Below are 19901 nucleotides of genomic sequence, written 5' to 3' on the forward strand. Positions count from 1 at the left end.
TTTTGATATCACTTCTCCTTTTTCATCTGTTATTAATTCTCCAACTACTTTTCCTTTTGCATCTTCTATATGAAATTTTGCTCCTGCTAGTTTTTTATTTTTATCGCTTGTGTCTATTTTCAAAAGCTTAATTTTCCCCATCGGATCTGGCAACTTCTTATTCTCTATTTTTATTTCTACTACTGTATCTTTTTCTACTTTTACAGCTACTTTATCTTTTAATAATTCGTNNTTTGCTCCTGCTAGCTTTTTATTTTTATCTCCCGTATCTACTTTTACTAACTTCATTTTCCCCATCGGATCTGGCAACTTCTTATTTCCTATTTTAATTTCTACTACTGCATCTTTTTCTACTTTTACACCTATTTTATCTTTTAATAATTCGTAACCTTTAGGTGCTTCTTTTTCCACTAAAGTATAGTTTTCTATTGGTAATTCTTTTGATATCGCTTCTCCTTTTTCATCTGTTATTAACTCTCCAACTACTTTTCCTTTTGCATCTTCTATATGAAATTTTGCTCCCGCCAATTTTTTATTATCATTATTACTATCAACTTTTTTTATTTTTACTTTTCCTGTACTAGGCTTGTTCCAATGTTGCCAGTTAAATTTAAAATTGTGGAACTCAAATCCACCAGTTTGTTGTACCGCACCGACAAATGCTTGTCCATTAATAGAGCCACCTTTCGCTTCTAATACAGCATTGGGAGCAAACACACTCCCAACAACACCATATCCTTCTGTTGTGATCTTTTTCGCATTAGGAAAAACCCACATCACTTTCCCGTATAGCTCAGTAAACGGTGAATTAGGAGAATAGGGTTGTGATGTAGGAATTATATCAGTAGCTCTTCCAATATTGTTCGTATCATATAGAATAGATCCATTTTTAAATGTAACCTCTATTGCATCAGAATACATAACAATAAAACTTTTGTCCTTAGCACTCGGTAAAAATACATCTCTTATATCTAAATTGATTTTCCCTGTCAATTCTGATGAAACATAAATATTAGGATTGTTTATATCTTTTCCGATTCCATGACTCATATTTGGAATTGGGGTATTCGTTTTATATTGACCTGCATTTTTACTGACTTGGTTCACTATATTGCTGAATTCATTGAATTTTGCGTCAATTTCTATTTTTTCTTTATAAACGATACGATTATAAGAAGATTGTATGATGCGATCTGGATCACTCTCTTTTGTCATTACGACTATTCCGTTTTGAATGATAAAAGATTCTTCTCTTGATTTTTTGAATTTTCCAGACAATAACAAGGATGGATATCCCTCATCCTCCCATTTTTCACCTACTATATTAGATGTTCCCGCTGCAGCACCTACAATCGTATAACCTGATGCATCCATATTACCTTGAACTGCTATTGCTCCTTCAATGTCACCACCTATTGCTTTATGGTTACCAAAGACAACAGCATTATAACGCGATATATCACCTAGACCCTCTAAGTTTGTCGTGGATCCATATGCTTCTTTTGGTACATATACGACAAAACTTACACATAACATTAACAAAACCATACAATGAATACTTACCAGCTTTAATCGTAACCTCAATGCCTTTGTTCCCACCTTTACCGTATTTTTTCTACAATCAAATAAAGTGACATTTTTATCAATAAGGATTTACTTCATCCTCTATATACCTTCTTTGCTTATCTCTTAATTTTCGGTCTCACTGTCCGTTAGTGCAGAATAAATACATTCTATCGAGTTAATTTTTTCTTATAAATTACGACTAGAAACACACATAACAATAGGATTGGCACTATTACCGTCCACTTATTAAACATAAATATCTCTGTACTCATTTTTTGTTTTTCTTTCTCGTTAAACTCCACACGCTCACCTCGAACCAGCAATCTATTTGTATTTACTCCATAAGGCGTACATGTAATTAATGTTGTATAATCTTTATTTTCCACAATCTTCAAATCGTCCGTTTCGTGTGGTAACACTACTTTAATTTGATCTACTTTATAAGCAAGAACTTTGTCTAAAGAATGAATATAAAAAAGATCTCCTTCACTCAACTTATCTAAATCTGTAAATAATTTTGCTGATGGTAAACCACGATGCCCTGTTAAAATAGTGTGCGTATTTTCTCCACCTACTGGGAGCGAAGAATAATCTAAATGACCTACCCCGCGACTCAATACTTCCTCAGAGGTCCCTTGATAGATTGGCAGTTTTATATTAATTTTAGATATTTCAATATACCCCATTACATCACCTAAATTTAACGCATCAGCATACGCTTGATGATTACTTTTCTCTTCAGAAAATGGATCTGTAAATGTTTTCGTGGAAGTTTGGACTTGTTTATTATATTCGGCTGCTTCTTTTTCCCTACGTTCAACCTCTTTTTTTTGTAGTGCTTTGATTTTCTTATCATAAGAGCTAATCTCAGAATAATGTGCACGAGTCGCCAACCAATCACTAATAGTAGGATATAAAAAAATACCTAATCCAAATAAAAAAATACCTCCTAAAACAAGATTTCGTTTCATATTTCCACCTCTGTATATGCTTAAATATCGAAAAGAGGGAAGCGTTTTGCTTCTCCCCTTTTCACATCACATGCTTACACGTTCCTAAAATCTTAATTATTAGCAAACTTTTTTCTAAAGAAAACAAATGCCGCGGTAACCATTAACGCAAGGCCTATTATAGTAAAAAGAGTCGTTCCTATACCGCCCGTTACTGGAAGAATCCATCCACTTTTATTATTCTCTATCGTTAATTTAACCGTTTGATTATTTTCGCTAATTTTTACATCAATGGGCTCTTTTAATAATTGATAAGAAGCTGTTGTACCATCTTCTTTTGTATATGTTGGTGCTTTCGTTTCAAAAATTTGATAGTCTCCATATGGAATGTTAGACCATTTAATAACACCATTTTCATCTGATACACCTTTTACTTCTTTTCCTGCTACAACAACTATTTTTCCATTTTTATCTTTAAGTGCAAACTCTGCACCTTTTAATTTGCTCTTATTAGTACCATCAATTTTTGTTAACTCGATAATTCCAGTTGTCGGAACAACAACTACGGGTTTAGATTCCTTTTCTCCAATTACATCATTTTTATTTGTAAAATGTATTTTTGCTGTATTTAAAATTTCCGAACCAGATGGTACTCCTTCTTTTACTTGTGATTTAATTTGCAAATGAAATTCTTTTTTACCATCTAATTTTGTGAAATCTTTTACTGTAGCTGTTACTTTTTGACCTTCTACAGCTACCTCTACAATGTTTGTATTTACTTCCGCTCCATCAATTTTCACTACTGGTTTTCCTTGAATCACTAAACGATTATCCAAAGTATCTGTTATCACATATTTTTTGTATTCTTTAATGTCTTCTGGAATTAATGTTTTAATATCATAATTATAATTAGTTACCGGATTAATTGGTAACGCTTCCAAATTCCCGTTGATCTTTTTATCAATTGTTGGTTCTTCATAGTTTTTCACTGCTACTTTAACTACTGTACCAGAAGTAATTGTTCCATCTTCGTTAATAGTTCCGGAGTTCTTAATAAAAAACTCACGTTTAGTCGGATCTATTACATACCCATTCGGCGCTTTTGTCTCTTGGAAATAGTATTCCCCATACTCTAATCCTTGCACACGAATATGCCCATTAACATCTGTTGCTAACTCTTTTTTCACTTCTGTACCATCTTTTTTAAATAAAGAGAATACTGCACCTGCTAATGCTTTTTCATTTGCACCAGTTTTTATTAAATCAACTGCACCGCGTTTAATCTCATTTTTCGGATACATATGAACATCATAATTTAGCACCTTAGCCTCTTTATTCGTTAATGGAATATCGACTGTATACGTATTTGGATTTAGGTTAACATGTGGAGGTCCTGCCACTTCTTTCACTTCATAACGTCCTAGTGGAAGATCTTTTAATACAGCTTGTCCGTTATCATCTGTTACTACTTGAGTTGGAGTTGCTCCCATTACAGGTTTCACATCTTCTTTTACGATTTTCCCATCGTTTGAAATTTTTTCAAAAGATGCAACCCTTTTCACTTCAAACGTTACACCTTTTAACGGTTTCGCATTTGTTGGCACCTCTTGATTTGCAGAACCGTCACCTTCAAATCCCGGTGTTCCATCTTTTTCTTGTTCATACTTATGAATCGTTAAAGTACCTTTGGATGGTGAATCTGCCTTTACTAATACATTAGACCATGTAGAAAATGTTAAGAAAAATACTAAAAGCACGCTACATATTTTTTTCATTTCTCTTATCCCCTTTACTACTTCTATCATTTTAAAAATCTCTTTATTACTATTACCTTCTTAAAAGCAATAGTGTGCCAAGTATCAGATTTAAACGAATAACATAAAACACAGTCGTCCAACAATCCATTGTTTACAATCACTTATTCACTCTTCTAATCTTCTATTATTACGTTGTCTCTCCACATGATATATGTAATTGTCCCCCCTAAATTACACTTATATCTATACTTCAAAAATCATTACATTTGTTACATAATAGCTTTCACTGCTAATTTCCACTAATCACTTAGTGTCAATCCATTAATCTCTCCCTTCCTATCCCTTTTTAAAATCCAATCTTAATCATTTTTTGATACATATAAGTAATAACCAACAAATATGTGAGACGATTCATATTTTACGCTATTCCCCAAAACTATTACCTGTATATTCAAATAATATGTGCTATTTGTGTTAAATTATGGTATTATTCTTAGAAGTTTATAACTTTTATTTATATTTTTTATTTATATTTTTTATTGATAAAGGTTTTCCGTTTCTACTTATGAAAATAGGAATATATTATTATTCAACTATTACGCACAACTGTAAGGAGGAAGAATATGACTAAAAAGCTCAGTCTGGTTGAGATAGAGTACATTTGCAATATGTTTTTCCAATCTTTTGAAATTCCAGTTTGTTTTTTAGATTGTAACAAAAATATTCTTTTAGAATTTACATCAAAAAATGATTCACATTCGTTGTATACATCAAAAATAGAACAGTTACATGTGCTTTTTCAGAGAAATGATACATATAATTCCCCCATCTTCAGAACTCACGAACATCTAGGGCACTTCATATTCATTCACATAAAGAGCGATTATATGGTGAACGGTACTGTTATTATTGGGCCCTTGGCACATGTAAATTTTTCTACAAGTAAGACGGATAGTAACCTTAATTTTATTCCCAATTATAAAAGAACAAGAGACCATTATTTTTCATTGTCAGTCAAAGATCAAAATTTATTTGTAAATATAGCAATATTGTTCTTTAACATTCTCTATAAAAAAAAGTCAGATGTAAGTACCTTTTCAAATAACAGTGACTCACTTCATATAAGTCATAACAGAATCTTAGATGAAGATGTATATATTTCAATGCAAAAAGATGAATCCATTTATCATGATTTACATATAGAACAGCAACTACTTAGGTCTATAGAAAATGGGGATAAAGAAACTGTACTCAAATATTATTACGAATTCCAACAAGAGACTCTTTCATCTATATCTTCATTCCATCAATTAAGACGGCATAAAAACATTTGTATTTCATCCATTACACTTGCTACTAGGTATGCTATACAAGGAGGACTTCCTTCTGGGATCGCTTATAAGATTTACGATTTATATACCCAAAAGACAGAAGATTCGAAAGACGCGGAATCCGTTTGGGATTTATTAAGAAATGTGTTCTGTACTTTTGCAGACCGTGTAAAAGCACAAAAGCTACAGCAACATTCAAAGACTATCGCTATTTGCAAAAACTACATTTTCAAAAATATTTACAATCAAATATCCGTTAAACAAATTGCTAAATTTGCAAACGTGAATTCAGATTATTTATCTATATTATTCAAAAAAGAAGTCGGTATTTCATTAATTGAGTACATTCAACGTGAACGAATTGAAGAAGCAAAGAAATTATTAACTTTCACAAGCTATTCCTTATCAGACATATGTGCTTCACTCAATTTTAGTGATCAAAGCTATTTCACAAAAATTTTCAAAAAAATCACCAACGAAACACCTGGTAAATACCGAAAATCTCATGTTGTCATTTAGAGTGAAGCTTCCATTAAAACAAAGTGTTTTCAGTAACTTATCAATGGCAAATTAGAAGTACTCCTATATTCATGAGCTATAGGATTTATGCTATTTTCAAATCAAAAAACACGTTACTATTCTTTTATTTTAATGAGAATAGTAACGTGTTTTATATGTAATATAGTTCTGTAGACAAAATAGCATCCAACTGTAAATTTTTACAAAAGCCAAATGTACCGCTTAACTACTAAAATCTTATTAAGTAAAAAATCCATATTTCTTTTTACTTACTTTCTACTTTATTTCTTCTGGATAATGAACTCTTTTCTTCAAACGAATAATCCCTACTATTATTTTTGTATCTTTCTAAATTTGCGAGCCATAGTGAGTACTGTACCTGTAAGAATCATCAATATGCCGATTGCTGCACTGTTAGTTGTACTTACACCCGTCTTTGGAAGCTCCTTATATGTATATTCTTTTTTATCGGTATTACTGTTGTTTGTCTTATTAGCAAGACCATTAGGTTTGCTAGTTTCTTTATCTTTCACTAATACTTTTTGTATTGTATTTACCTCATTACCCACGGAATCTCTTACACTATATATTATTTCATAAGTACCAGCTTTAGTTATATCTATAGTTCCTTCATACGCTACTTTAGAAGTAAGGTCACCGTCTTCTAAAGTAGCTGATACTCCTACCAACGGATCAAATTGATCACCCTCAGTAATTGAAGTTGTAGCAGGTACTTTTAGTATTGGTTTATCATTTTTAACTTCTTCTCTAACTTTGACCGTTACAGTTTGCTCCGCCGTTACTTCATGACCTTTAGAATCTGTTACCGTGTACGTTAATATGTAAGTACCGGCTTTAGATGTATCTACTTCACCATCAACTTTGATTTTAGAAGTGAGATCACCGTCTTCTTTATCGATAGCTAATACTTCTGCCATTGGAACAAATGAATCTCCTACATGAATTATCGCTCCAACAGGCACTGTTAATTTAGGTTCTAAATCTGATGTTTCTCCATTTTTCTCTACAATTACAGTCTGTGTTGCCGTTGCATTCCACCCTTGAGAATCAACAACCATGTATTCCACAATGTATGTACCTGATTTTGAAGTATCTACATCGCCTTTATGCTTTACTTTATTTGTTAAATCACCATCTTCTTTATCAACAGCTTTTACATTTCTCATTGGATCAAACGTATCACCTACACGTAGTGTAATGGTAATCGGTACAGTTAACTCTGGCGCTTGGTTTTCTACTGTTTTTTCGTTTTCTTTCACTGTTCCTGTAATTTTTGCCGCATCAAAAGCATTTTGGACTGATTGAACTTCAATTGAGTTCGTTCCATATTTATTAGTTGCAACTGTAAGACATGCCAATCTCAATTCAGAGAAATCAGAAGTCATGTTTAATTCATCAGTATTTGCATAATAGAAAATATCAAACATTCTATCTTCACCAATACCATTTACATTTATACCGTTATGAGTACCACCTTGTGCAATTAAATACGCAACTTTATTAATAATACTTGAGTTAAAATGAACGCCTCCATAATCCTCTCCATTTAAATCATTATATTTACTATAATCATCAGGATACGGTAGTCCTTCTGAAAAATTAATTGCAGTTGGATTTTTCATATTACGAAAAGTCGATCCCGTTTGTTCTCCTATTGTCCAGTTAAATTCTCCATTATTTATGTATTTCTCTATAGCCGTTCCCATAATATCAGATAATGCCTCGTTAATCGCTCCAGATTCTCCTGAAAATTCAAGGTTAGATTCGCTAGATGTAACCGCATGTGTAAATTCATGACCCGCTATGTCGAACGCTTTTACCATAGGATCTCCATATAAAAGCATACTAATGTTATTAATATTAGTACTAAATGCATTCTCCCAATTTTCAGGATCATTTGTTCCTCCGGAATCCCATGCATGTACAACTGAAACTACTTTTTTCCCTTTATTATCAAAACTATTACGCTTATATTTTTCTTTATAAAAATCATATACCTTTGTTGCTAAGAAATGAGCGCTTACCGCCTTTGGATCATTAAATGTCGTTGAAGCGCTAGTTGTTAGTATACCAGGATAATAACTTTCTTCATTTGTAATATCTCTATAATTTACATCATATGTCTCAATTCCTTGTCCTCTTGTGTAATCAGCAAGCGCATAATTCCCACTGGTCTGTTTAGAAATACCAAATGTACGAGTTACGCCTAAATCATCTTTTCCTGTTCCAGTTAATGATGTGAAATTGCTAGTTTTATTTTCCTTAACGGATTGAACATACTCTTCACTTATTTTCAAACTTGATTCTTGTACCATATCTTTTAACATTTCACCATTATGAGCATTCACTAAATAAGTTCCAGATACATAATTTGGTGTTGTAGCAGCAAATGTAACTTGATATGCATTGCTAGCCTGCCCATGATTTTCATCAACAAAAATAACCGTCTTAACTTCTGGTTCAGAAATAAATTTAGTCTCATTTCCGTACTTTTTATAAATATATTGTTTCGCTTCTTCTTTTGATAAATGAATAGGTTTCTTTAAATCTTCTTGTGTTAAATTTTGTGCACTAGCTCCTGAAATGCTTTTAATAATACCTTTTTTATCTACGTGAGCAGTCAACTGGTGGCCATACACTTCTTTTCCTTCATATATTTGTTGCATGCGCACAAGTGTAGTTCCATCATAAGAACCACGTTTTTGAAGAACCTTGTAATCTACTCCTGTTTCTGCACTAACTTGTTTTGGAGACAAAGCATGCTCCGTATTTTCCTTAAGTGCATCTTTCACTACATTCTCTGGCGCTTTTTTTGATGGTTGTGTAAGATCACCTGTACGGAACGAATCCTCTTGAATTTCAACTTGCATTTGACCAGGTTCCTCTGCATGACCTACTCCATATGGTGTTACACTTGTTAAAACGAATCCTGTTGTTAATGCAACTATAGCTATTTCTTTTTTATTTCCCATGATATTTACCTCGTATAAATTCCTATTATTTATATGAAACTGCTAAAATGTATACAATCTATTCCTAACATAAAAAGATGACTTTTGTAATCAACAAAAGCCACCTCTTTAATATGTAATATCCCTAAAATGTTTTTAATACATAATTTCTATACAAAAAAGAAAAAAGCATTCATTAACGAGCATTTTGCAATACTTTTATTAGGTCATTTATATTTTCAACTTTCTGATGAAACTGATCAAGTCTGCTATGTAGCAATGAAGGATTTTTATCTTCAGTTGAAATAACTTGTTTTAACTCGTGTTCTAATTTATCATACATATCAAAGAAATTATCAAATTCTACACTTACAAGTTCTTCATTTTCGCGATAGAATCTTTTTGCTTCTATATAAGTCACATATGATTTATTTAAAAATCCTAATGAAATTAAATATTTAGAAGTGTTTTCTTGATAAATAGCAATATCACATGCTATTTTAATATCAGAATAAGTCTTTTGAACAAAACAATGCAGTTCAAAAATCTTAAACTTTAATCCATTATTCATTTCATCCCCTCCCATCGTATCTATTCTACATAAAATTAGAATATTATACAAAGAAAATTATTAGCATGAAATTAACAATTAAAAAGATAACTTTAGAATAAGCAGAATCCCTTTCATTAATAGAGAGTACAATATGTGCGGAGATTGTTTACAAATTATAGTTGAGAAGCATTTACCAACATAACAGAAAAAATAAAAAGCGAAAAGAATAAATCCTTCCGCTTTTAGAGTAATACATACATTTCATATTGCGCTAAAGAATTCTTTTCAAATCCACATTTCTTTAAAAAACCCTCCAGTACATTATTGTTTGGAAACCCAATTGATAAACTTGATACATGTAATTCTTCTTTTGCTACTTGTAATAATTTTGTCCCAACACCAATATTTCTATAATCTTTGTCTACGAAAATAAAACTAATTTTACCTTGTTCATTTATACATATAGAGCCCTTCAAATCATTATCAACATATGCGCCATAAAATACATTATTTGTTTTTTCGATATAATCAATATCATTTTGCCAATTTATATGGAAGTTTAACCATTTCTGAATTTCACCTTTAAAAGTTGGAAATTCTAATTGTTTTACTTCCATACCCTTACAATCTTTATTCATTATTTTAGTCAAATCATTTAAATTATAATAAGATAGATCATACACTTTTTCATAGCCCAACTTATTATAAAAATGAAGCGCTCGGTCGTTTCCTACAATGACTTCGAGAAAAAGTTGCTTACATCCATGTTGAATCGCCTCTTCTTTATGCAGTTCAAATAATTTTTGACTCACACCAATACCGCGGTAATTAGGATGAACCGCTAATGTTCCGCAACGCATAGTTTTTATACTTTCATAATCCTTTATACCACCAAGTATTACACCAACAGATTTGTCACCGTCTAAAGCAAGAAAAGAGTGCTCTAGCAAGTTCCCTTCCGGTCCCAAAAAACGTTGTATAAAATCCTCTTTTGAAACTTCCATCTTAATAATATAATCTGAAAATCCATCTTTAAAAGCTTCATATACTAAATCTATACTTACTTCACTACATCTTTTGTATTGAATCATGATACAATTATCCCCCAATTACTCATGTTTAAAATTCTCTAACTATCTATTATTTACTACATTAATCTCATAAACACGTAAAAAAGCAATTAAATGCTCACATGCTCTTTCGCATGCTAGCATTTTAAAGATTTTTTGTTCTTCTTTCGTTTTATCATTCGCTTGATCTGAAGCAGCTTTTAAACACAGAAATGGTTTTTTATTTATTTGGCACACATAGGCGAAAGCTGCTACTTCTTGATCAACTGCCAATGCTCCGTATACGGTATGGAGTAAATATCTCATTTCTGAACTACGAATACGTTGATCTCCAGATAAAAATGTACCAAAATGTATCGGATCATACGATCGTATTTTTTTAATTCTTCTTACAAGTGATTTTGTTGTTTCAATAGGTGCTGTTCTCCCGTTATATAAATTAAAAACATCTTCCCCTGAGCCAGCAGCAGTAACATCGTGTTGTATTGTATTTAGTGCCACTACAATATGACCGTTTTTCACCTTGTTTGATAGACTTCCGCATATTCCTGTCATAAACAACTCATCTGGTTGAAACTCACTAATTAACAATTGTACACAACTAGCGCAGCTCACTTTACCGACACCAGTAACAACTGATATAATTTCCAGCTCATTAATAGTATGAAAATGAAATTCCCAAGCTGCTCTTTTTTCAACACGTTCACTCGGATAATGTTGATGCAAATACGTCAGTTCTGGTTCCCATGCAGATACAATTGCAATACGTTTCATTACTCGCTTCACTTCCCCTATTGTCATTTAAATAAGTTATCTATACTTTCTCGTTCATAATCTGGAATCCACTCTTTGTATTTCTTATATAAATCTCGTATTATTTCTTTATTCTTCGCAATTACTTCACATCCTCTATCATCATACATAAACATGACAATATCTTTCGTTACATTTATGAGAAATACATCTGGATAAGAAATTTCTTTTTTTCGTCCAAAACGAGGATACAAATCAGGGAAATCCTTATGATTAGTAGCTTGTATAAGCGATTCATGTTTAATATCTTCCGCAAGACATTTTAAAGAGAATTGATATGTACAATATAAATCTGCTTCTTCATTTTCAAATAGAAAAGGTAACGTTTCTTGTCTTATATGAAATCTTAAATCTCTTTTCTTAATATATTTATTGTATACATTTATTTTCTGTGAAGTTTTTATGTTTTCCTTTTTAAATCTATAAACATTTGTCACTACAAACACTACATCTTCTTTTGAAAATATATCTTCAAATAAGAATTGATTATATGTATATAGTTGAGAAAAATATTCCATATTTAAATCGTCAGTTCCTTCTACAATTTGATATTTATCTTTTCCAAAATCAAAATGCAAATGATTTCCCCACTGAGAATATAGGTACGGTACTAATATAACTCCTGGAAATGTTTGATTCATATATTCTTTTAATTGCATTTCCTTGTCCTTTCTACTGTACAATTTCTTTTAAATACCAATATGCTTCTTCTAGCCACGGATGTATAACTTTCAATGTGTCTTTCCTTTCCCACAAATATGAAATATATACAAAAGCAGCATCTTCTAAAGATAGTTCTAATCCATTTTTTATTTCTATTAAATATGGTGGTGTCCCTTTTTGATCCCATTCTATTTTATCTGCAACAAACAATACTAAATCCATTTTTGTTGCATATTTACGCAATGTAGTGTGGCAACAAATTGCATTTAAAATCTCCTCATCTTTCACTTTAAATATTTCTTTTGCGATTACTCTCGATAGTTTTTGATGAATAATCATTGGGAATTTTCGTTCTGATTCCAAAATTTCTATACCAAATTCTTCAGCAACTGCAATCCTCTCCTCGTTCGGAAAGATTGCACTAATATCATGTAAATATCCTGCAATTGCTGCCTTTTCTTTATCTACATGAAATTTCCCTGCAATTTTTCCCGCCTCATTTGCCACACGAATTGAATGTTTATATGTAAACTCTTTATTATATTTTAGTAGAAAAGCTTTAATATCATTTTCTATTTTTCCATTTGGAGTAAATGAATATATATTGTTATACAACATAGCAAATCCCCCTTATAACTAACTTTCAGCATAATATAGAATCTAAATATCCTTGTTATTTTATATTCGTTATTATTCTTTTTACTCCTTTTTAATACGTTACATGAAATTTTATACAGAATCATCGCTACAATTACATAAATGTTTGATATTATAGTAATGTTGATGATTTGTAAGGAAAGGAACTACACAATGAATAAAAACATATTAATTATTGATGATGATAAAGAAATTGTTGAATTACTTGCTGTTTATTTGCGAAATGAAGGCTATAACATTTATAAAGCTTATGATGGCGATGAAGCATTACAAAAGGTTTCTACATATGAAGTTGACCTTATGATTTTGGATATTATGATGCCAAAACGAAATGGATTAGAGGTTTGTCAAGAAGTGCGTGAAAATAATACTGTACCGATCCTAATGCTTAGTGCAAAAGCAGAAGATATGGATAAAATATTAGGTCTTATGACAGGTGCAGATGATTATATGATAAAACCATTCAATCCATTAGAATTAGTAGCTAGAGTGAAAGCTTTATTAAGAAGATCCTCTTTCCAAAATGCTACTTCGCAAAAGAATGAAGATGGTATTATTCGTATTCGCTCTGTTGAAATACACAAACATAATCATACTGTTAAAGTAAATGGGGAGTATATTAAACTCACATCTATTGAATTTGATATTTTATATTTACTTGCTAGTAATACAGGAAGAGTATTTAGTTCAGAAGAAATTTTCGAACGCGTTTGGAATGAAGACGGTTATGGTTCAAATAAGACTGTAATGGTCCATATTAGCAACTTACGGGATAAACTTGAAACAGTAATGAATGGAGAAAAATTTATTCATACTGTTTGGGGAGTTGGCTATAAAATTGAGAAATGAAGCATTTGATATATTAAAAGATATCCCTAAATGGAAACTTATTTTTTGGCTCTTACTAGCTATCACGCTCACTCCTATTACTGAATTAATTATTTATCGCCTCGTTACGAGTGTAATTGAGAGTTCACTTACTCTAACCGAACTCGGTAAAGAATTCATTCGAATTTTTGGTTATGAAAAGTATAAAGGGATTAAAGAATCTTTATGGATGATGATTGTTTCTTATTTATTTTTATTTTCTATTTTTTCTTCCTATCTTTACATTTTTTATCGTCACGAGAGAAAAATTTACTATGAAACTTGTATTAAGAAAATGATAGAAGAAATTCGTTACATTGCAAATGGAAACTTCAATCATAAAGTTTCTATTGTAAATCATAATTATTTGGAAGAGTTAGCAATCGGGGTCAATGAAATTGTTGAACAATTAAAAGTCTCAATTGATGAAGAAAGACAAGCAGAACAAGCAAAGAGTGAACTTATTACAAATGTATCACATGACTTACGCACTCCCCTTACTTCTATAGTTGGATACGTAAATTTAATTCATCATGATAATTATAGAGATGAAGTGGAATTGCGATACTATATTCAAGTCATATACGATAAAGTAACTCGTCTTAATGCATTAATGAATGACTTGTTCGAATATACACGTGTTCAAAATAAAGAATTAAGCTTGTATTCTGTCCCTATTGATATTGTAGAGTTACTTGGACAATTAACTGTTCAATTCCGCATACAGGTTCAAGAAGCTAATATAGAATGTCGACCTTCTTTCCCATCTCAAAAGCTCATGGTATTAGCTGATGGTGACAAATTAGTGCGTGTGTTTGAAAACCTTATTATAAACGCTATCGCTTATGGAAACGAAGGTCGCTATATTGACCTTACTGCTTATGAAAGCAATAATATGATTACAATTGATATAACAAATTACGGACAACCTATTCCTAGTACCGATTTACCTCATATTTTCGAACGTTTTTATCGCGTTGAGAAATCACGCTCTACAAACACTGGTGGATCTGGACTTGGATTAGCAATTGCAAAAAGTATTGTCGAATTGCATAAAGGAACAATTGAAGTATATAGTGATGACGAAAAAACAACTTTCACTGTAAAACTACTCCCGTATAAATGTTAATATTATAAATAAAAAGTTCAATTTCTTATCATATAAGAAATTGAACTTTTTTCCATTAATTACTAAAATTTAATAATCTTTTATAATTCTTTAGAAATTCTTTACCTTTTCTTTCTTCCTAATTAAGCATTCCTTTTTACAATACTATTATTGATGTCATAATAGGAGGATCGCTAATGCAATTCTTAAAAAAATTCGCTATTTTATTATTATCTTTTTTCATTACTGCACTTATCGTTTTATATTTTTATCTTTATGTAAATGGTCCCATTATTCAAGCTAAATCGGCTATTTTAATAGATGCTAATTCAGGTGAAATTGTTTATAAAAAAAATGAAGAAACTCCGGTACAATCAGCTGCTTTATCTAAATTAATGACAGAGTATATCGTATTGGAGCAACTAAATGATAGAAAAATACAGTTAGATGACTTAGTACAAATAAGTAACGAAGTTTTCCGAGTAGAAACAAGTCCCATACAAGTAACATCGAATGATAAAACAACGGTTCGCGATTTACTTCATGCATTGCTACTGGCAGGGAATAATCGTTCTGCACTCGCTCTAGCAGAACACATTGCTGGAGATGAAGGTAACTTTACAATGTTAATGAATGAAAAAGCAAAAGAACTAAAGTTATTACAACCATCTCCATTTCTAAACTCTACTGGAATTAATAATAATACCAATAAACAATCAACTACAACAGCGATAGATACAGCTAAACTAGCAGCACAATTAGTAAAAGACTTTCCAGATATACTAAATATTACGAAACTAACCTCTTACCAATTTACCTTCAAAGATTCCCAAGTTTTCAACACAAATAAAATGATATATTCACTTAATGAAAACATTAAACTTCAAGGTGTTGATGGCTTACAAACTAGTTTTTCAACTAACGGTAATTATAGTTTTGTCAGTACAGCAAAACTAGGAGATGCTAGACTGATTTCCGTAATATTAGATGCAGATGAAGAAAACATTTCATTTATTGAAACAAAAAAGTTACTACAGTATGGTTTCGATCCTTCCTCTTACTCTGCACTCCAAGCCTTTAAAGATGCTCTAACATCTTGGACAATTTTACTTCAGTTTAAAAATTTAATTATACAAACTATAATGATTTTTTTAATCATTACCACCTTAATGTTTTTACATGTACGCCAGAAAAAATCCGAAGATTTCAGCTAAGAAATTTTTCTTACATATAAAAACCGACTTGTATTTGCAGTACAAGTCGGTTTTTAATTTTATAATCCTCTTCCAATTAAATTCGCTGAAACAGGCGGAAGACTCAATTCCCTCGCATATATAGAAAGCTGACCAATATGATGAATTTCATGTACAATTACATGCCTTAAAACCTCACCGTATGTATACGTTTTATCTGTCCACGAAGCTTCTAAAATCTTACATTCTAGGCTAGATGACCACGACTGCAAAAAACCTTCTAATTCTCGTTTATATAAATTAGATAACGCTTTTACCTTTTGAATTGATTGATAATCTTTAAATTGTAGTTCTCTATCTTCTTCTCCTTGAAGAGCACTAATCCAACTATACTCTACATCTACAATATGAAATAATGTTTCTAAAATACTCCCAACACCACCAACACGTTCGCAAAGTAAATCTTCCTCTGAAAGTTGTTCACACCACTTAAACCAATCGTCTCTTACTTGCCAATTATATTGAAATAAAGTGTACATCTTTATCTCTCCCCTCCCTCAATGATCCACTTAATAGCATCTATTACATAATGTGGTTCATCTTTTTGAATATAGTGGCCGCTATGTTTTGCAATTATAAATTTATTAGTGCTTGATAAACGTAATAACTCTTCTTGCAATTGTAACCATTTCACTTGTGCGTCTTGCGAATAAAAAGCTTTTTTACCAGCAGCTACCACGACAAGTGGAATATTTCTCGTTAACTGACAATATTTATCTGCTTCACCTAGACTAAACATAAACTCTTCATAAGAACTTTCATGTACAAATTGTTTATAGTAAGCTTCTTGAAATTCTGGAGACATGATTGGCAAAAATGCTTCTTTATAATTTTCTGGTGTCGAATCAACCAAAACTATTCCCAACATATCTTCAGGATAAAAAGCCGTAAATAAACGTGCATTTATACCACCAAAAGAATGTCCTACAAAAATATAAGGTGGTTTCAGTTGTAATTGCTCCAAGCATATTCTTAATTCTTTTACCATTTCAGAACTAATACGTAGATTGGAACTCTTCCCGCTTTTCCCTAATCCCGCTCGATCATATGTATATACCGTACCATATTCCGTCAGTCCTTCAGCAGTGTGATTCCATGCCTTTGAATAATCCCCATAACCTGATTCCATTATAATAACAGGCTGCCGCTTCTTTCCTTGGAATATTTTCGTATACATTTTAAAATCATCAACTTGTACATATTCTTCTATACATTTAATCATTGACGATTACTTCTCTCAGATTAAGTTCCTCTACAATTTGATCAAGCATTTCACCGACAGGTAAAGAACCATCCAATACGATATCTGAATTCGGCTTAACAGTATGAATTGCCTCTAAATAAGCTGTTCTCGCATATGTCATGTAATGTTTCAAATCATTATGTATTTCATCTATTGTACCTTCCTTAAAATCTCGTAAAATCCTTCTAGCCATTGCAATATCTAAGGGTGTATCAATAAATATAGTTACATCAATGAATTTTCGCATTTCACTATTTAAGTATGCAAAAGGATAATCTACAATAATATAGTCTAAGCTTTTATTTTGTATAAGTTGCTCAATATCATGAATTAACGGTGTTAATACCCACTCGTCATAATTCGCGCCATCATCAATCCATTTACAAATATCAGCAGGACCGTTATCAAATGTATAACTATCAAAATATAGAGCTTTTGAGTTTTTCAACTCATGCGTTAATCTTTCTGTAATTGTAGTTTTACCGCCCCCTGAAACGGCTGCAATTGAAATTACTTTTGTTTTATTTTCCATTCTGCCCACCAAACCCCTTTGTTAACATAATATAATTACGATTGACTACAAATACTGATTTTTCCATTCATATTCTAACATACTCATTTCCCATAAATTCCAATACGTTTCTCCTACCCTTTTTGATTCTCTTAATAAACCCTCTTTTACAAAACCTATTTTTTCGTAACATGAAATGGCCGATGTATTAAAATCATACACACCAAGAGTTACTCTATGTAGTTTTAATTCTTCAAAAGCAATATGAAGTACTGCTTTCACCATATGTTTTCCTATAGAACGTCCTCTCATTTTCGTATTACCAACTAATACTTTTCCAATTCTAGCAGACTTATTAATATTGTCTATTTGCCCAAGCGAAATATGACCAATAATGTCTGAAGTCTCTTCATCTACCACTTTGAAAGCAAGTGTATTTGTACTTTCTATATACTTCTCTAATTGCTGTTCGTTTAAAGGAAATGTAAAGGCATTTCCTGACCATTGTATTAAAAATTCTTCGGAATTAATCCAATCCATTAACTGTTTAAAATCAGAGTTTTTAAAGGGTTCTAGTTTAATCACTTCCATGCTCCTTTCGTACATCATACTTTATAACCTCAAACTTATTTCTATATAAAGAATATATTCTCCTTTTATATGAAATTAAAATAAAGCCATTCATCAGAATGGCTTTACAAAAAGCATAATTATGCTTTTTCCTATGTCAACAATAGTTCAATAGCTTCAATTTTACAAACAGATATAATTACCGTAACCACCCCAGCACTATTAGCAAGCTTTACAACATCACAAGTGACTGAAGAAACAGTTCCTTCATAATTATTTCCTGCTGTAGTAATGCGCACTGCACTGTTTACTAATTTTTTAAGCTCGTCTCTAATTCCTTGAACACAGCAACAATCGCATTTTTTATTTTGTTCTTCTTGTTCTTTTTTACATTCTTCGAAAGCATCCAAACAATTATCCTGTTTACATCTACACTTCTTTTTACAATTATTAAATCGAGACCCCAAAACCTCACCCCCTAATCATTTCTATTAGTAAAGTATGTCCACTAGCTTAAAAGGGTACGAGGCAAACACATAGAAAGAAGAAAACAAACAATTGTACTAAACTTTCTTATTTACATTCCAAAAAAAAAATATACTACTTTGCAAATTCTTAATTCAACATCTGTTTTCTTAAAGGATTCAGGATATGCAATTATATAGATTCCCTTTAATAATGCAAAGCCATGCAATAACCGTTAGGAACCTCGCGGACAATCGGAGTTTCTTTTATTTAAATTAAGATTTTGTTTAAATAAAAGAAACTCACCTATATGAAAATATCTTCTAAAATCCCTTTTGAACATTTATAATACTTTTAAACGGTTTAAATTCTACAATGAGTAATGGAGGCATTTTAATGGGAAACATCCCAGAAGTATCATCACACCAATCAAATCCTAATATACCCTCACAGCAAGTGAACCCTAATATCCAACAAGGTAATATTAAAAAAACAAGACGCCGTATTATAACTACTTTAGCTTTTATATTACCTATAATTTTTGTCCTTCAATATTCTCTGAATAACCAACAAGAAATGATTAAAGAAAAACAAATCACGCTTAATACGGAGCAACAAAAATTATCTTCTGTAAAGAAGAATGGTCATTCCCTTAAAAATGATGTTAAGGCTTTAACAAGTAGTGAAGAAGAAATTTTAAAATTCGCAAGGAAACTGTATGGATTTTCTAGACCAAATGAAACTATATTTCAAATAACTGAATAAAATTACACTGTATTACTCAAAAGGCGATTTGAAGATAATCGCCTTTTTATATTTAATTTCTAAAGGAATCATACTAATCTCTCTTTCTATCATATAACTACTTTATTTAATTTGTTAAAATACAACCACTTGTCCATTTCACTTTGCTCTATAATCACATTTACTATTAGTAATACGATTTTTAGAGGTGATAAATAATGGACGAGTTTTTATCTTTTGCTGTACTTAATCAGGGTTCTATTGGACCTACACTTCCACCTGTTCAACC

The 19901-nt window shown here is 31.4% G+C and carries 19 protein-coding genes and 1 pseudogene; 6 read left to right on the forward strand and 14 right to left on the reverse strand.

Features of this window, described 5'->3' with window-relative positions:
- The 3 genes from COK05_RS24570 to COK05_RS24580 form a co-directional block, all read right to left on the reverse strand.
- Positions 1–1584, reverse strand: a 1584-nt coding sequence (locus COK05_RS24570) for a collagen-binding domain-containing protein (protein ID WP_098614623.1), incomplete at its 3' end; no start/stop codon positions are given.
- A gap of 149 nt (positions 1585–1733) precedes the next feature.
- The gene (locus COK05_RS24575; protein ID WP_098614624.1) at positions 1734–2537 is read right to left on the reverse strand and encodes a class C sortase; all 804 of its coding nucleotides are present in this window, start codon (positions 2535–2537) and stop codon (positions 1734–1736) included.
- A gap of 92 nt (positions 2538–2629) precedes the next feature.
- Positions 2630–4291 carry a SpaA isopeptide-forming pilin-related protein gene (locus tag COK05_RS24580; protein WP_098614625.1) on the reverse strand — a complete coding sequence of 554 codons (1662 nt, stop codon included), beginning with the start codon at positions 4289–4291 and terminating at the stop codon, positions 2630–2632.
- 605 nt (positions 4292–4896) lie between these two features.
- Here COK05_RS24580 and COK05_RS24585 point away from each other — a divergent pair.
- Positions 4897–6123, forward strand: coding sequence for an AraC family transcriptional regulator (locus COK05_RS24585; RefSeq protein WP_141539239.1), 1227 nt, complete (start codon positions 4897–4899; stop codon positions 6121–6123).
- Between the two features lie 332 nt (positions 6124–6455).
- Here the strand turns inward: COK05_RS24585 and COK05_RS24590 are convergent, their stop codons facing one another.
- From COK05_RS24590 to yqeK, 6 genes are all read right to left on the reverse strand, one after another.
- Positions 6456–9116, reverse strand: coding sequence for a M4 family metallopeptidase (locus COK05_RS24590; protein ID WP_098614626.1), 2661 nt, complete (start codon positions 9114–9116; stop codon positions 6456–6458).
- Positions 9117–9291: 175 nt separating this feature from the next.
- Positions 9292–9666: a hypothetical protein gene (locus tag COK05_RS24595; RefSeq protein WP_098614627.1), complete on the reverse strand. Its 375-nt coding sequence runs from the start codon at positions 9664–9666 to the stop codon at positions 9292–9294.
- A 224-nt stretch (positions 9667–9890) separates the two neighbouring features.
- Entirely contained in the window at positions 9891–10739 is an 849-nt protein-coding gene (locus tag COK05_RS24600; protein ID WP_098614628.1) for a GNAT family N-acetyltransferase, read from the reverse strand.
- Positions 10740–10781: 42 nt separating this feature from the next.
- Positions 10782–11519 carry a phosphorylase family protein gene (locus COK05_RS24605; RefSeq protein WP_141539240.1) on the reverse strand — a complete coding sequence of 246 codons (738 nt, stop codon included), beginning with the start codon at positions 11517–11519 and terminating at the stop codon, positions 10782–10784.
- On the reverse strand, positions 11516–12190 hold the full coding sequence (locus COK05_RS24615) for a DUF3885 domain-containing protein (RefSeq protein WP_141539241.1): 675 nt from the start codon (positions 12188–12190) through the stop codon (positions 11516–11518). The genes COK05_RS24605 and COK05_RS24615 overlap by 4 nt, the downstream gene beginning before the upstream one ends.
- A 13-nt stretch (positions 12191–12203) precedes the next feature.
- A complete protein-coding gene (gene yqeK, locus COK05_RS24620) occupies positions 12204–12812 on the reverse strand; it encodes a bis(5'-nucleosyl)-tetraphosphatase (symmetrical) YqeK (RefSeq protein ID WP_098614630.1) in 609 nt (202 codons plus the stop codon).
- A gap of 192 nt (positions 12813–13004) precedes the next feature.
- On the opposite strand from yqeK, the gene COK05_RS24625 reads away from it, so the two are divergent.
- The 3 genes from COK05_RS24625 to COK05_RS24635 all read left to right on the forward strand — a co-directional run bounded on the left by COK05_RS24625 (position 13005) and on the right by COK05_RS24635 (position 16040).
- Positions 13005–13700: a response regulator transcription factor gene (locus tag COK05_RS24625; RefSeq protein WP_001038808.1), complete on the forward strand. Its 696-nt coding sequence runs from the start codon at positions 13005–13007 to the stop codon at positions 13698–13700.
- Positions 13690–14847: a sensor histidine kinase gene (locus tag COK05_RS24630; RefSeq protein ID WP_098614631.1), complete on the forward strand. Its 1158-nt coding sequence runs from the start codon at positions 13690–13692 to the stop codon at positions 14845–14847. The genes COK05_RS24625 and COK05_RS24630 overlap by 11 nt, the downstream gene beginning before the upstream one ends.
- A 176-nt stretch (positions 14848–15023) precedes the next feature.
- Positions 15024–16040 (forward strand): D-alanyl-D-alanine carboxypeptidase family protein, encoded by a 1017-nt coding sequence (locus COK05_RS24635; RefSeq protein ID WP_098614632.1) that lies wholly within the window; start codon positions 15024–15026, stop codon positions 16038–16040.
- A gap of 59 nt (positions 16041–16099) precedes the next feature.
- Here the strand turns inward: COK05_RS24635 and COK05_RS24640 are convergent, their stop codons facing one another.
- The 5 genes from COK05_RS24640 to exsK form a co-directional block, all read right to left on the reverse strand.
- Positions 16100–16558 carry a DinB family protein gene (locus tag COK05_RS24640; RefSeq protein ID WP_098614633.1) on the reverse strand — a complete coding sequence of 153 codons (459 nt, stop codon included), beginning with the start codon at positions 16556–16558 and terminating at the stop codon, positions 16100–16102.
- A gap of 2 nt (positions 16559–16560) precedes the next feature.
- Positions 16561–17301 carry an alpha/beta fold hydrolase gene (locus tag COK05_RS24645; protein ID WP_098614634.1) on the reverse strand — a complete coding sequence of 247 codons (741 nt, stop codon included), beginning with the start codon at positions 17299–17301 and terminating at the stop codon, positions 16561–16563.
- Positions 17294–17854, reverse strand: a complete 561-nt coding sequence (locus COK05_RS24650; protein WP_098614635.1) for an AAA family ATPase — start codon at positions 17852–17854, stop codon at positions 17294–17296. The genes COK05_RS24645 and COK05_RS24650 overlap by 8 nt, the downstream gene beginning before the upstream one ends.
- A 45-nt stretch (positions 17855–17899) precedes the next feature.
- Entirely contained in the window at positions 17900–18442 is a 543-nt protein-coding gene (locus tag COK05_RS24655; RefSeq protein ID WP_141539242.1) for a GNAT family N-acetyltransferase, read from the reverse strand.
- A gap of 113 nt (positions 18443–18555) precedes the next feature.
- The gene (gene exsK / locus COK05_RS24660) at positions 18556–18870 is read right to left on the reverse strand and encodes an exosporium protein ExsK (protein WP_098614637.1); all 315 of its coding nucleotides are present in this window, start codon (positions 18868–18870) and stop codon (positions 18556–18558) included.
- A 394-nt stretch (positions 18871–19264) separates the two neighbouring features.
- On the opposite strand from exsK, the gene COK05_RS24665 reads away from it, so the two are divergent.
- Together COK05_RS24665 and COK05_RS32105 are read left to right on the forward strand one after the other, a co-directional pair.
- Positions 19265–19633 carry an FtsB family cell division protein gene (locus COK05_RS24665; protein WP_098614638.1) on the forward strand — a complete coding sequence of 123 codons (369 nt, stop codon included), beginning with the start codon at positions 19265–19267 and terminating at the stop codon, positions 19631–19633.
- Between the two features lie 197 nt (positions 19634–19830).
- Positions 19831–19887: pseudogene (locus COK05_RS32105) on the forward strand (exosporium leader peptide-containing protein); the annotation flags it as partial.
- Between the last annotated feature and the right edge of the window lie 14 nt (positions 19888–19901).

It is taken from the genome of Bacillus cereus (assembly GCF_002567495.1).
Classification (GTDB): Bacteria; Bacillota; Bacilli; order Bacillales; family Bacillaceae_G; genus Bacillus_A; species Bacillus_A cereus_AQ.

Coding starts and splice junctions, on each gene's coding strand:
- COK05_RS24645 (WP_098614634.1), bottom strand. CDS start 17,301: ATGATTAAATGTATAGAAGAATATGTACAAGTTGATGATTTTAAAATG.
- COK05_RS24625 (WP_001038808.1), top strand. CDS start 13,005: ATGAATAAAAACATATTAATTATTGATGATGATAAAGAAATTGTTGAA.
- COK05_RS24605 (WP_141539240.1), bottom strand. CDS start 11,519: ATGACAATAGGGGAAGTGAAGCGAGTAATGAAACGTATTGCAATTGTA.
- COK05_RS24580 (WP_098614625.1), bottom strand. CDS start 4,291: ATGAAAAAAATATGTAGCGTGCTTTTAGTATTTTTCTTAACATTTTCT.
- COK05_RS24665 (WP_098614638.1), top strand. CDS start 19,265: ATGGGAAACATCCCAGAAGTATCATCACACCAATCAAATCCTAATATA.
- COK05_RS24635 (WP_098614632.1), top strand. CDS start 15,024: ATGCAATTCTTAAAAAAATTCGCTATTTTATTATTATCTTTTTTCATT.
- COK05_RS24595 (WP_098614627.1), bottom strand. CDS start 9,666: ATGAATAATGGATTAAAGTTTAAGATTTTTGAACTGCATTGTTTTGTT.
- COK05_RS24650 (WP_098614635.1), bottom strand. CDS start 17,854: ATGGAAAATAAAACAAAAGTAATTTCAATTGCAGCCGTTTCAGGGGGC.
- COK05_RS24600 (WP_098614628.1), bottom strand. CDS start 10,739: ATGATTCAATACAAAAGATGTAGTGAAGTAAGTATAGATTTAGTATAT.
- COK05_RS24640 (WP_098614633.1), bottom strand. CDS start 16,558: ATGTACACTTTATTTCAATATAATTGGCAAGTAAGAGACGATTGGTTT.
- COK05_RS24585 (WP_141539239.1), top strand. CDS start 4,897: ATGACTAAAAAGCTCAGTCTGGTTGAGATAGAGTACATTTGCAATATG.
- COK05_RS24655 (WP_141539242.1), bottom strand. CDS start 18,442: ATGATGTACGAAAGGAGCATGGAAGTGATTAAACTAGAACCCTTTAAA.
- yqeK (WP_098614630.1), bottom strand. CDS start 12,812: ATGTTGTATAACAATATATATTCATTTACTCCAAATGGAAAAATAGAA.
- COK05_RS24590 (WP_098614626.1), bottom strand. CDS start 9,116: ATGGGAAATAAAAAAGAAATAGCTATAGTTGCATTAACAACAGGATTC.
- COK05_RS24575 (WP_098614624.1), bottom strand. CDS start 2,537: ATGAAACGAAATCTTGTTTTAGGAGGTATTTTTTTATTTGGATTAGGT.
- COK05_RS24615 (WP_141539241.1), bottom strand. CDS start 12,190: ATGCAATTAAAAGAATATATGAATCAAACATTTCCAGGAGTTATATTA.